Raw genomic sequence first — 13,749 nt, 5'->3', positions numbered from 1 at the left:
CACACTGATACGACAAACAAAACTTGCCAACACTTGGCTTAACGATGGGGCGAACATGAAAAAGAGAGTAACAAAAGCAATCTTTCCTGTTGCTGGACTGGGAACTCGTTTTCTGCCAGCAACTAAGTCTGTCCCAAAGGAAATCATGACGCTGGTCGACCGACCGTTGATCCAATACGCGATTGACGAGGCACGCGCCGCCGGCATCAAGGAATTCATTTTTGTTACGTCGCGGGGCAAGGGTGCTCTCGAAGACTACTTTGATCACGCCCCCCAGTTAGAACAAGAGCTGCGGAAAAAGGGCAAAGATCAACTGCTACAAACGCTCAAAGATACCAACATGGACAGTGGGGCGATTGCTTATATTCGCCAGCACAAGGCTATGGGGTTGGGTCACGCCGTTTGGTGTGCTCGTCGTTTGGTCGGGAACGAGCCTTTTGCAGTTATCTTGCCGGATGACGTCATTGCAGCCGAAAAACCGTGTCTGCAGCAGATGGTCGAAGCGCACGAAGAAACGGGTGGCTGTATGGTTGCTGCGATGGAAGTGCCTCACGACAAAGCTTCGGCCTATGGTGTACTCGACATCAAAGAAGACATGGGCAACATGGTCTCAGTCAAAGGGATGGTTGAAAAACCGCCTGCAGACCAAGCACCGTCGAACCTGGCTGTGATTGGCCGCTATATTTTGACACCGAAAATTATGCAGAACCTCAACCAGATCAAAGCAGGTTCTGGTGGCGAGGTGCAGCTGACCGATGCGATTGCTCAAGAGATCGAGCATGAACGCGAAGTGTTCGGATATCGGTTCCGTGGCCAGCGGTTTGACTGCGGCTCTAAGGCTGGCTTCTTGCAAGCAACCGTTTCGTTTGGTCTTGCTCGCGAAGAGCTGCGCGATGAGTTTGGCCAATACCTTGACGAAATGGTGTCGATGCGCGCCGCTGTGGAATAGAGTAAACCCAATGACAAACATCCTTGTAACCGGTGGTGCAGGCTATATCGGTTCTCATGCATGCAAGGCGCTTGCTGCAGCTGGCTATACCCCCATCACATTTGATAATTTGGTAACTGGCTGGCAGGACGCGGTAAAGTTTGGCCCGTTCGAGCAAGGTGATCTTTTGGATCGCGCTGCGCTGGATCAGGTGTTCGCCGCCTATCAACCCGAGGCCGTTATGCACTTTGCTGCCCTTTCCCAAGTGGGCGAAAGCATGGTGCATCCAGGCAAATACTGGCGTAACAATGTCGTCGGTTCTTTGACCTTGATCGAAGCTGCCGTTGCTGCGGGCTGTAATCGGTTTGTCTTTAGCTCAACATGCGCGACCTATGGGGATCAGGACAACGTACTGCTTGACGAAAATTGCCCTCAAGATCCGATAAACGCGTATGGCGCGTCCAAACGCGCGATCGAGGACATCCTAGCCAACTATGCTGAGAGCGACGGTCTAGAGAGCGTTATTTTCCGTTATTTCAATGTCGCTGGTGCCGATCCTGACGGTGACGTCGGCGAGTTTCACCAACCGGAAACTCACCTCATCCCTCTTATGCTGGATGCGATTGATGGCAAGCGAGATGCCTTGACGATTTTTGGTACAGATTATGACACGCCAGATGGGACGTGCATCCGCGACTACGTCCATATCTGTGACTTGGTCGATGCGCATGTGCTGGGGATCAAGTGGCTCGAAGAGGGCAAAGGCAATCAGATTTTCAACCTCGGTACGGGAACAGGATTCTCGGTTCGAGAAGTTATCGATGCCTCGGCAAATGTGACCAACCGTGTCGTCCCCGTCGCAGAGGGTGGCCGGCGTCCGGGTGATTGCACCAAGCTGGTATCCGGCAGTGAACGCGCGAGCCGCGATCTCGGGTGGCAACCGTCGCGATCTGATATGAAGACGATGATAGCTGATGCATGGCGCTGGCATCAGTCGGGGCATTACGATCGCTAGCCGGAGCATTGACGACGCCCCGACATTGCCTGAGCTGCTGGACCAGATGCCGCCGGATGAGGACATCGGGAGCGTCACAGCAGATGAGCTCTAAGGTGCACGCAAGTGTCATGACGCCATTACAGCCTGAGACCCCCACGCAGTCATATCGCCGCGCAAATATGCAAATATGTGGCCGCCGAGTATAGCTGGTGGCAGGGCGCGAAATGAAGCGGCGCGCTCTTCAAAGTGCTAGAGGCGCGCCTTGTGGCGACGATCGAATGGATGTCACCGCCAAAGTCGCGTAGAGACAGGATTACATTGTGTGCCACCCTCCGGTCAGTGCCTCTCTGTGAGTGACTTTGATCGAAAGGTTGCGAAGATCCAAATCCGGGTGTTGTTCTCAAACGGTCTCACAGCTCTTGGCATCCCCCGTACTGTGGTCGTAGCCTGAATCCGTCCAAGGTAATGTGATGTCCGAACTAAAGCCGATTGGTGAAACAAAGTAGCTGACACCTATAATACTGAACGTTGAAAATGGGGGGGGCCGCATGACCTCCCATTAGGATTAATATGCCGGGGCAGTGCCGCTATCGATTGCGAATCACAGTGCAATTTCGGACCACGTTTGGCGCCCGTCACGGGTACGGGTTTCGTTCAGTTGTGTGCGGGCGTCGATCAGGTCCCCCATGACGATCATGCCCTGCGCCATGTAGGACCGCTCAAGATTGTTGTTTGCCGATACGCGAACTGGTGTTTCTTCCCTGCTGCTATTCCTACACTATTTGTGGACACCCACTGTATTTACTAAAAAAAACAAAAGGCCCCGCAATGCGAGGCCTTCCAGAACGCGCCGTGATGGCTGGATTAGTTTGTTGTGCTGGTCGTGCTGGTTGTGCTCCCGCCGCCCGCCGCCACGGCTGCTACGGCTGCGGCACCGAGGAGTGGTGCGACGAGCGGGACGAAGTTGGTGATTTGATCGCCGCCGAGGGGCAACAGCAAGCACTCAGCTTCGTCAGCGTTGTCTGGGTTATCGCAGTCTATTGCTTGTTCAATGGGGGGTTGACCCTCAACGACCAACTCTTGGGCAAAAGCCGGTGAGGTAACAAGAAGGGCAGCCAACGCGGAAATTACAATCGTTCGAAACATCGTGGGTTCTCCATAAAAATCTTGAGCCAGAGGATATCACACTAACTAGCCCAACGAAAGAGATGTCCTTCGTTGGCAATCAACAAATTGTATTACTTTGCCGCAGGTCAGTTCGCCTACTTTCGAGTCGCTATGGCAATGGTATTGCGTTATGATAAAAATAGCTAAACTTACGGTCAATAAGTATCAATTTTATGCAATTTACCCAACATGCGGACGGTGCAACAGGTGCCGCCCATACACAAAATGTAATTCCTCAGGACGAGGATGTCATCGACCTCGGATCTCTGCTTTCAACGCTTTGGCGCGGTAAGTATTGGATCGCGCTGGTCACGGCGATTGCGATATTAATCGGCGGATATTATTCTTACGCGGTCGCTGTCCCTAAATATCGCTCAACCGCGGTGGTAATTCTCGAGACAGACCAGCAGCAGTTGTTGGATCTTCAGTCGGTGGTTGGCGGGCTGTCAGGCGACACGTCCGAGGTGAATTCCGAAGTCGAAGTCCTGCGCGCGCGGTCATTGATGGGTAAGGTCGTGGATCTGCTCGATCTGGTCAATGATCCGGAATTCAACGACAACCTGAGGGAACCATCGGATCTTTACGCCTTGCAGGTAGGCATTAAGGACGTGTTTGGGTTAACCCCGCCAGTAGTTCCTTTGCACGATGAGGAACTAGCTAAGCGCACTCGTGATAGTGTTATATCGAAATTACTTGCTGTAATGACCGTGCGCAATGTACCGCAAAGCCTCGTGTTCCAGGTCACGGTAGAGACGGAAAGCGCACGCAAATCTGCGCTGATCGCGGATACTGTCGTAGAACTTTATATTCTCAACCAGATTGAGGTGAAGTTTGAGGCGACAGAAACGGCCACTCTTTGGCTGAGCGAACGGGTCGCCGAATTACAGGTAACCCTCGAAGGAGCAGAGGCGGAAGTGTCGAATTTCAGCGCCACGACTGACCTTGTGTCTGTCGAAGCGTTGCAAGCTTTAGAGCGTCAAATCAAGGAGTTGCGCGATCGCGTTGAATTGATGGCGATCAGTCGTGAGGCCTTGGTCAGTAAAGTCGATACGCTTGAGGTCGCTGAAACAAGTGCCGATCAGGCAGCTCTGGTCGATGATGCTCAGTTAATGCGCCTGCTGCCCCTTGTGCAAGACGACGAGAGTTTCCAGCAGGCGTTTGATAGCCGCCTTGCCTTGGTCAAGGCACGGCTTCAAGCAGATCTAGGCCGTTTGGATCAACAGCTCAGCGCGCTGCGGGCCTCTGAAAAGGCCCTTGTCACTGATTTGGAACAGCAAAGCGATGATCTGATCTCGCTCCAGCAGTTGACCCGAGAGGCCGAGGCGACCCGAGTTCTTTACCAATACTTTCTGACCAGATTTAACGAAACGTCGGCGCAGCAGGGCATCCAGCAGGCTGATAGCCGGATTCTGTCCGACGCAGTGGTGCCAGACGCACCTTCCGAGCCGCGTAAGTCCTTGATCCTCGCGATGTCGGGCATGCTTGGGTTGATGCTGGGCGTCGGCGCGATCTTGATGCGTGAGGCACGAAACAACGGGTTTCGGACAGCCGGCGATCTTGAGCGGGCGACGGGTTACACTGTCTTGGGCCAGATCCCTCTCATTCCGGCCAAGACGCGCCGCGATGTTCTCCGATACCTGACGGATAAACCCATGTCCGCCGCCGCGGAAGCCTATCGCAATATGCGCACCTCGCTGATGTTGTCCCATATCGACAATCCTCCCAAAGTGATCATGCTGACGTCGGCTGTGCCCGGCGAAGGCAAGACGACCAATTCAATTGCCTTGGCGCAAAACCTCTTGGGTCTCGGAAAGAAGGTTCTTCTGGTGGAGGGTGACATCCGCCGCAGGACGTTGAACGAGTATTTTGAGAATGTACCGGAGCACGGACTTGTATCCGTAATGAGTGGTGACAAAACCTTGTCGAACGCTGTGTTCCAAAGTGAAGGATTCGGCGCCGACATCCTAGCTGGCGGAAATGCGATCACGAATGCGGCTGATCTGTTCTCTTCGGAGGCGTTTAAGGTATTCATCGCTTCGGCCCGCGACACCTATGACGCCGTCATCATCGACACCCCACCGATCCTTGTCGTGCCCGACGCACGCATCATAGCCGAGCAAGCGGATGCAGTGATTTTCAACCTGCATTGGGACAAAACCTCAAAGTCTCAACTCGAAGAAAGCCTGCGCCTGTTCCACAACTCCGGTCAACGCATCACCGGACTGGCCTTGAGCAAGATCAGTGAGAAGGGAATGAATAGATATGGGTATGGGGGCAGGTATGGCGCGTATTCGGGGTACGGATCGACCTATTACGCGAATTGAGGCTTCGACCTACTTCGAGCGAAGCCCGTCAAGACTCTGCTCACGGAACCAATCGTAATTTTGCTTGATACCGTCTTTGATCGGTATCGCCGCAGCCCAACCATAACGGGACAGGCGGCTGATATTCATCAGCTTACATGGTGCTACGTCCGGTTTAGTGGCGTCATACTCAAATGCTCTGTGATGGCCGGTCACGTCCGCAAAAAATCCGTGCCAATTCGCAGATCATCAGGTCGCCCCCGGAGCCAAAATTGATGTGGCTTAGTGTTGGGTCGGTTTGGAGCTAATAAACATCGTCATCTGGATGCAGAACGTACCGTCGTCATATGAAGTTTGTCACCAAATCTGCTTGAGCAAAGGAGGCTCTAGGTTCGTTGAGTGATTGATTATACAATTTTTTGATGGCGCGTGCCGGCTCCGCCGCACAATAGAAGGGGTATAAATTTCATGATTTTGAATTCCTAAATCGAGATTAGTTCGCTAAATTCGCCGCGCTAAATATGGTAGGCAAGATCTGTGAAATGGCGCGGTTCCACCGGGTGATCGGCTGCTGGGCAACAAAGACCACATCGTTGGGGCGAAGTTCGAAATTGGTCATGAGCGAGAAATTCGCCGCATTGCGTGCATCGAGGTGCCAAGCGGTAATCGCGCCAAAATCACGAGGATCGTCAGAGGCGCGCAGCACGTAGATTTGTGACACGTCGCTCGTCTCATTGGCCAAACCACCCGCGTTATCGAAGACAGCGTCCGCCAGATTCGCTGTCGTTGCAAATGGCAGTGCAAAACGAACCTGGTTGCCGACTTCACCCGCCAAATAGACATAATCTCTCTTACCGGCGCCAAGTTCACGCCGCAGCTGATAGTTTTCGCGGGCTTCGTTTAATTGCCCCCGACGGATCGCGACTTCGGCTGTCAGTTCGTTCAAAGCCGCCGCACGGGCGGCCCGGCGGGCTTGGTTCAAAGTGATCTGCTGTTCGAAATAGGTCTGGGCTTGGTCGAGCTCAAAAGTGGTATCTACGAAGATGGCGTCGCCATCGAGGAGACGAATGTTCAACAGATCGGCACGTGCATAAAGTGTCGTGACCGGAATTTGATAGAGCGTGCCATCCCGGTAGATCCGCACGGTCGCAAGATCCTGATCAGGAACCGTAACGCTGCCCATGGTCGCCAAAGCGTCGCCAAGCAGGACAGGCTGCAAACCAATACGCAACACGCCTGGCTGTCCCACGGCGCCGCCTACGGACACACGGCGTGAATTGAATTCGGAGATCTCGAGGCTGAAGGTCGGGTCAAACTGGTTCTCGACGAGACGCTGGAACAGCGCATCCTCGGCCTCTTCAATCGTCAGGCCAGCGATACGCACGCGCCCGACGTTGGGAATATTGACCGAACCGTCGTCTTGAACAGTATAGCCCTGACGTGAGTTTTGCGCGGCCAGAAGGCCAGAGAGTTCTTCAACAGTGGACCCATTGCTGGGCGTCGACAGCAAGACAACATCGCCAACGCCGATGGTATAGGGTCCGGGTATTGCGGCGGGCGGTTCGCGCAGGATCAGGGTGTCGGGGCGTGTTGCAGGCTGAAAGGTCGGCGTGGGAAGTGCGCCAGCACCACGCTGCGTTGACCCCATACCTGCGGTTTGCGAAAAGATCGCTGGCAAGGTACGCGGCTGATACAGTGAGCGGTTCGCCTGCACCACGGTTTCAGCGGTTATGCGCACGACGCGAACATTCGTGCCATCGCCAATTCCGGCTTCTACATCTGCAGATCGATAAACCGTGTCACATCCTGACATGCCCACAATTGCTAGTGCTACGCAAATCTGTTTCAGCATTTAATACTCCTTCACCGGGGAACGGTACGGATCGAAACTTGTCCGACTTCGGGACCCGCCCATTGGCGAGACAATAGAATTGCACCTGAGGTTTGGTTCACCCAATAGAAATTAAGAAACTGTTGGTCAAGGCTACGACAGTTTTCGGTCATCAGGATTGTATTGGTTGGGCCGTCCAATAGCGTAATTTCTTTGACGCCTTCATTTTCGATTAGGCACCGATAGGTGCGGCTGATGGCGTTGTCGTTGCCGTCAAGGTAGGTATGAAAACGGTCAGACCACCCGCCTTGCATCCCGCCCACCAGCGCCAATGGCTGGCTAAGTTCAGACGCCAAAAGCCCCTCGCCGACGCCGCGCGTGCTGTGCAACATACCCGACTGCAAAATGATATGCGCGCCGTCCGCTGTCAGCCAATAGGCAAAGGCTGCATCTTGACGTTCCAGTAAAAGGTTCGCGCTGGTTTTTTGTTCGATAAAACCGACCTGGAGCGTTGGCGCTTTTGCACGCAATAGATGTAAAAATCGTGGCGAGAATTCTTTCTGCTGGCCACGAAAGGATTGCAGCGCCACCGAAGCCGGATCCGCGAAATCTGGGGCATTGCTACACGCGCCCAGGGCCAAACAGAGTGTCAACGCACGCCAAATCATCGGAACACCCGCCCCCAACCGTCGCTTAAGCTGTCCGCGCGGTAATCGCGCGTAACGCCGTATAAGCGGTTCGCCACATTCAAACGCGCACCACCGTCGCGCTGGACAGGCTTGATCGTGCGCGTCACCGTTTCACGCGAAGGTTCACCCGTGAACCACGAGTTCGGCACCGAGAACCGGATGCCTTTGTCAAACGACCCCTCGCCGAAATCATCAAACGACACATCCGTCAGGGTGAAATAGGCGCCAATCTTAAAGCCATTGTTGAATTCGCGATCCACGCCAAACGTCGCTCCCCAGTCGCCTGCAAGATAGCGACCCGCATCAACTTGCCCCACGAACCCGTTGCCAAAATCATAGTAGGCCGAGGCATGGCCGGTCACGACATCATAGTCTTGCAGGCCAAAGAGCATGTCAAAATCGCGCTGGACGACGTAGTTCAATTCGGCCCCAAGGGCGAGGTTGCTGTCCACGGGATACCAAAGGATTTCGCCGGAAACGCCTGCATACATATCCTCTAGGTAGCCCGCCGTAACACGCCCGAAATAATTGGGCGCGGGGCGGAACATGTACTCGGCTGTCAAGCGGTTGATCTCAAAATCAGATTCAATCGCGTAGAGGGCGGCATCGGAGCGGACCCTTTGAATGACAGAGTTCGACTGCCGCGTTGCATCGTCGATGGAACTATATAAAGGGTAGCGAAACACGCCGTCAAAGCTCAGCCCTGGAGACGGCTGATAGCCGATTGTCAGTTGCGGGCCCGCGTCAAAGCGCACGGGCTGATCAGGATCAAAGAACGAGAGCGCGGTGTAGCTGGTCAAGCCATAGGAGAACTTCGGGAATGCGCCATCTAGCTCGTCGCCACGGCCTATGTTGGTCGGGGCGTCAACAATCTGACTGCGGGCTTGTGACAACCACGCGCCGTCGTAATCGGTTTGCAACGTCTCCAGATCCGTGCGTCGCAGCGTGACTAGGCTGTTGGGAATGCCAAAGGGCTGCACTATGATTTCAAAGGTGCTGATCGAGGCAGGCAAGACATTCGCCATCACCCGTGCCGTGCGGCCAATCGCCTGCGCCTCGACGTCAAAGCGCCGGTTCTGAATGCGCACGATCGCCGTTGAACCCGCGGTCGAGAAGCCCTCAAGGGCGATGCCTTCGTTGTTCAGCAGCGACTTTAACAGTTCCTCTGCGCGCCCTTGGGTGGTTGGATCGTCCAGCCCCCAACTGGCAAGCACCGCGTCATTGCGTGGCGGAATCGGCAAAGGCGCTTCTTCGAGTCCGCCCGGGGAACGGCGCTCCGCGGGATCGAACGTATAGGAGTATTGCAGGCCAACCGTGGCGCCGCCAATGACAAAAGCCCGCAGTGCTCCACCGTTTGGGTAGGCGTAGTTCAGGCCAACATTGAACGGGGAATCGATGTCGATAATGCCACGCCCGACTTCGTTTTCATGAGCATCGCTGGAATACTCCAACTGGAAGCTTAGGCGGTCAGTGGCTTGGTATTCGATACCGCCGAAAAACGCCGCGTCGCCACGGAACCAGGAGCCGAAGTCAAGTTGACCCGTAGCGGCGATACCACCGGAACTGGCATTGGGCCTGTCAGCAAAGTGGTCCGAAAGGATGGCGAGCGGATTGTCGAATGCTCCGCGCTGCGCCATGCGACCCCAGCCAATTCCGCCCGTTGCGATGAACCTCTCACCGAAGTGCTTTGTCGCGACGATGTACTCACTTGATAAAATGCCCGTGCCGCCAAAGTCACGAAGCCCGAACGCCACCGCAGGCCGGTCCTCGGTCTCATCGAAAATCTGATAATTAAGGTCAAAACTACGGTCAAAGAGGTCGGGATTACCAATTTCACGGGTCCCGAAATACCCCCTATTAATACTGTACCTAAAGACGCCAAACACACGGGGGAGCACTTGGAACGTCATCGTGTTCCGCGAGATATCCCCAAACCGATTCGTCGTCAGCGCGACATGACCGTCGTCTAGAACCTCGGCTGTGGGCATGTCGATCAGGCCGGGCGTGCCGAGGGTCGAAAGGGTATTCGCATAAGCAGCTGGACACGCAAACGCCAAACTAGATATCGCAAGTAATGGCGCAAAAAAACGAGTCATGACCGTCCCAGTTAATATAGGGTAGCCTTTAGTCGCCCTTGAAAGAACCTGCAACTTTTGCAAGTCTCAAAACACCTGTTTATGAGCGCGGTCGTTGCGGCTTTGCATCAGATATGACGCTGGGAGTTTCATGTTTAAAAGCTTTTTCAAACAGCAACGATCAAGGACGCAAATGCCTCCGATCGCGCCGAGACAGAACCTTCGTATCATTGGCGATATCCACGGACGGGCCGATCTGATGGACAAAGCCCTGAATGCGGCTTCGAATGCTCAGACCATCCTCGTTGGCGATTACGTCGATCGTGGCGAAAACAGCGCAGCAGTCCTGCGCCACCTGTGCGACCGCGCCGATCTGATCTGCCTGATGGGCAACCATGAAGATATGCTTCTGCGGTTCCTCGATGACCCGACCCAGCACGGCGCACGCTGGCTTCGTTACGGCGGGCTTCAAACGCTAGCGAGTTTCGGCGTCGCGGGGGCATCCGAGACAAGCTCTACCAAATCACTGGAGATCGCGCGGGATCAGTTGGAAACCGCCATGGGAGTGGAGCTGCTTCAGTGGCTCCGCTCCCTGCCTTCAGTCTGGCAGTCAGGCAATGTCGGCGTCGTTCACGCTGGGGCTGATCCGGCGACGGCATTGCAAGATCAGGACCTGCAAACACTGCGCTGGGGCCATCCGGATTTTGCCACAACAGACCGTATCGACGGAACCTGGGTAGTCCACGGACACACTATCGTCGAACAGCCATTGATCCGCGGCGGCACCATTAACGTTGACACCGGCGCATATGCGACTGGCCGGCTCAGCCAAGCACTGATCACTCAAGGCGGCGTGTCCTTCGAGACATTTATTTGAAACATGAAGTCCCCGTCGGAATCACTCCGCTCTGGGCACTGTCAGGGTGAATTAGGCTGATAGAGGCTGGGCGGTTTTGCAGCTTCTTTTTATGAATAAAAGCAACCCTCTCAGGTACTTTCATAGCAGCCGGAAAATCATCTTTCTTGCCGCGATGATGTACGTCCGTTGCCCACTTTTATCGTAAAACGTTGAAGATCTACTGCACGAGTGCGGTATCGATATCAGCTACAAAACTGTGTGCTGTTGGTGGCATAGGTTTGGCCCAATGTTCGCGGCTGAGCTGGGGTTGTGATCTCGGTTCGATAGGGTCCCTGACGATTCTGAGCGTAGGATCGGACTGGATCGGGTTTGCGCCTCTGAATCCAAGACAAAGATTTAGCTCTGAAACCTCAAGGTGATCCAACAGTAACGTAACACCGTAGTTTATACGATGCTTCTGAACTCCCTGTCAGGACATCTAAACTTTGCGGCTGGACCTTCGGGTCTGGCCTTTTTCTTTTTGAAGCGTCCGCAAATCGTGTTGGGCTGACGATGAACACAAAGCAGCGGCCTCATTCGTGATTTGCGCCCTGTCGCATCACGCATTGTTTCCCCAATGAAAACAGTCGCTTGGAAAGTGATAGTTTAGGGCGCGTAACAGGCCCAATTGCATCCATTTAGATACTTAACCTATTCGAAGGAGTCTTGGCTTAGGGCGGGAGTGCTGTTTTATTCTCTGACCAAGAGGAGAAAGCGCGCACAAGCTCATTAGGAGGCAAAAATGTCCGATTATACGATAAGGTTATATCCATTATCTCAAATGCCCGGCGTTGCAAGCAGTGGCTTAATGGGCGCGTATGATACTGGCGGGACAGCAACTTTTTCAGACGACGGAGTTTCCGTCACAATTACTGATGACGATAGTGTTTTCGAAGATTTTGGAGGTCAGAATTTCGCAGAGACTGGGGCGAATGCGGTCTTGACCGATGCGGTTACATTGGATGGGACTACTTACTCCGCAGGGACTCAAATCAATGCCATCGGCCAAGTTGAAGTTATAAACGACACATCAGGTGACGCAGGGTTTGCACAGCTTGTTGGCTTTGGAGGCTCCGCCCTCGGTGCAATATATTTAGCCTACCCATTCCCTGTCTCGGATGGGGATAGTTTAACTTTTATTGCGACGGACAATAACAATAGGGTATCGCCAGACAAGTTCGGCGATACCCAAGGCTACGCCTATTCCGAATTTGACGGAGCGCCGGACCAAGGCAGCTCGCAACCGCCCCTGGTTAGCACCCCACCAGTACCAGACGGCAGCCACTCTACGACCGAAATAATTGTAAGCGGAGCCGACGTTGCAAAAAGTCCAGTCGTAAACGCCAATTCTTCTGCTGGCTATCAAGGCCAAGGCCAAATCACTGTTAATGCGCAGAGTGTTTTCCAAGATGACGACATCGTTGTCCTGAAGGTCAACCAGGTCGATGCCAATGGCGAGATCAGTCCGACGAGCAATACGGGTCTGGCTGATGTGACCGTCTATGATAGCTACGCAGACTACTTGGCTGGCACGGTAAAATATAACTATGCGCCTCAAAACCCTGGTCAAACCGCAAATGTTCAAACCAGTCTCAGTGGTTTGGGCGACGGTTATGTGAACTTTACGTCCGCAAATATCATGCAACCGCAGAACGGCGGTCCGAGCTTCGACCAACTTTTTGTAGCGCCCAATAGTGGAATTGGAACTTCTGGCTCTGGTACATTTTCCACCAAGGAACAGTTCGATTTCAACTCTGACGGGGATTTTGATGACTTTCTGGAGGACGGAAACACGAATTTCCTCGTGGGCAACTATGCAAGTCCGCCAGTCTGCTTCACCCGTGGCACCCTGATCAAGACCAATCAAGGCGAGCGCCCGATTGAAGAGCTTGCTGCTGGCGACATGGTACTGACGATGGACCACGGGTATCAGCCCATACGCTGGATCGGGTCGTCCAAACGAGCAGCTACAGGCGATCTTGCCCCCATCCTGATCCGCAAGGGTGCTCTCGGGAATGACCGTGACCTACGTGTCAGCCCACAGCACCGTATGCTCCTGCAAGGCTGGCAGGCAGAGATGCTCTTTGGTGAACTTGAAGTGCTGGCCACAGCCAAGTCTCTGGTGAATGACCACTCTATCCTGCGTGACGAAGGGGGGGACGTGGAGTATTTCCACATGCTGTTTGATACCCACGAGATTATCTACGCTCAAGGCTGCGCTTCTGAGAGCTTCCACCCGGGCCAACAGGGCTGGACAGCCTTGGATCAAGCCACACGGGATGAGATCCTCACGCTCTTCCCACAGCTTGCTGACGGCACCCTCAACGACTACGGCCCCGCCGCCCGCATGAGCCTCAAGCATAAAGAGGGCAAGCTGCTTGGCGCGTATATGGCTGGGAGCTGTTAGCGTTTAGCCTGAAATTGATGAGACGTCTCAGTTTGCTCAGGCCTCGTCTATGCCAGTTTTGATCGATTCTTAATCCATGCGGTGATGCAGCATCTTCACCAAGTTCAAGCGCCTCGGCTTGCATTTGAAGGATGAAGAGACCGTCATCAGTCGCGAAGCCGCCTTGCAACATCTGGGTGCGGGATGCTGGGCCGTCATCACTGCTGCTTTGGATCCGTTGTGTGATCCTCACGAGCACATAACGCGGTTGAAAGATAGCCGTCGTTAGGCGTGCTTGGCGTTTGTATTTCTTGGTCTATCCAGCCTCAACTTTACAGACAGTAAGCAGCATATTTTTCGCGAAAAGGAATCATCGGTTTCTGGCCGTGGATTGCCCCTTGAGATCTGTAATTCGCAACCAGCGTTCGGCACTACGACTGGGCTTTCCAGATGTTAAGAAGTTGTTTTCTTGTGT

At 54.0% G+C, this 13,749-nt stretch carries 8 protein-coding genes and 2 pseudogenes; 6 read left to right on the top strand and 4 right to left on the bottom strand.

All coding sequences use genetic code 11. The features are described from left to right. Positions 1–55: 55 nt before the first annotated feature. The gene (gene galU, locus TR2A62_RS08385) at positions 56–949 is read left to right on the top strand and encodes a UTP--glucose-1-phosphate uridylyltransferase GalU (RefSeq protein WP_009158405.1); all 894 of its coding nucleotides are present in this window, start codon (positions 56–58) and stop codon (positions 947–949) included. 10 nt (positions 950–959) lie between these two features. Next, a complete protein-coding gene (gene galE, locus TR2A62_RS08380) occupies positions 960–1,943 on the top strand; it encodes a UDP-glucose 4-epimerase GalE (RefSeq protein WP_009157382.1) in 984 nt (327 codons plus the stop codon). Between the two features lie 846 nt (positions 1,944–2,789). Here the strand turns inward: galE and TR2A62_RS08375 are convergent. Beyond that, positions 2,790–3,071 (bottom strand): hypothetical protein, encoded by a 282-nt coding sequence (locus tag TR2A62_RS08375; protein WP_009160563.1) that lies wholly within the window; start codon positions 3,069–3,071, stop codon positions 2,790–2,792. Between the two features lie 194 nt (positions 3,072–3,265). Between TR2A62_RS08375 and TR2A62_RS08370 the strand changes: the two genes are divergently transcribed. Further along, positions 3,266–5,416 (top strand): polysaccharide biosynthesis tyrosine autokinase, encoded by a 2,151-nt coding sequence (locus TR2A62_RS08370; RefSeq protein ID WP_009160367.1) that lies wholly within the window; start codon positions 3,266–3,268, stop codon positions 5,414–5,416. Between the two features lie 472 nt (positions 5,417–5,888). On the opposite strand, the gene TR2A62_RS08365 is transcribed toward TR2A62_RS08370, so the two are convergent. From TR2A62_RS08365 to TR2A62_RS08355, 3 genes are all read right to left on the bottom strand, one after another. Further along, entirely contained in the window at positions 5,889–7,247 is a 1,359-nt protein-coding gene (locus tag TR2A62_RS08365; protein WP_009158207.1) for a polysaccharide biosynthesis/export family protein, read from the bottom strand. 11 nt (positions 7,248–7,258) lie between these two features. Continuing rightward, complete coding sequence (locus tag TR2A62_RS08360) at positions 7,259–7,816, bottom strand: YjbF family lipoprotein (RefSeq protein WP_009160025.1); 558 nt, start codon at positions 7,814–7,816, stop codon at positions 7,259–7,261. 74 nt (positions 7,817–7,890) lie between these two features. Next, a complete protein-coding gene (locus tag TR2A62_RS08355; protein ID WP_009160805.1) occupies positions 7,891–10,011 on the bottom strand; it encodes a YjbH domain-containing protein in 2,121 nt (706 codons plus the stop codon). Between the two features lie 130 nt (positions 10,012–10,141). Between TR2A62_RS08355 and TR2A62_RS08350 the strand changes: the two genes are divergently transcribed. From TR2A62_RS08350 to TR2A62_RS19530, 3 genes and pseudogenes are all read left to right on the top strand, one after another. Then, complete coding sequence (locus TR2A62_RS08350) at positions 10,142–10,867, top strand: metallophosphoesterase (RefSeq protein ID WP_040820494.1); 726 nt, start codon at positions 10,142–10,144, stop codon at positions 10,865–10,867. Between the two features lie 91 nt (positions 10,868–10,958). Next, a pseudogene (locus tag TR2A62_RS19100) lies at positions 10,959–11,153 on the top strand (IS6 family transposase); the annotation flags it as partial. A 1,560-nt stretch (positions 11,154–12,713) separates the two neighbouring features. After that, positions 12,714–13,295 (top strand): annotated as a pseudogene (locus TR2A62_RS19530) (Hint domain-containing protein); the annotation flags it as partial. Positions 13,296–13,749 lie beyond the last annotated feature (454 nt).

The sequence above is a fragment of the Thalassobium sp. R2A62 genome (assembly GCF_000161835.1).
Taxonomy (GTDB): domain Bacteria; phylum Pseudomonadota; class Alphaproteobacteria; order Rhodobacterales; family Rhodobacteraceae; genus Thalassobium.
This window is presented reverse-complemented; position numbering and strand designations above follow the sequence as displayed.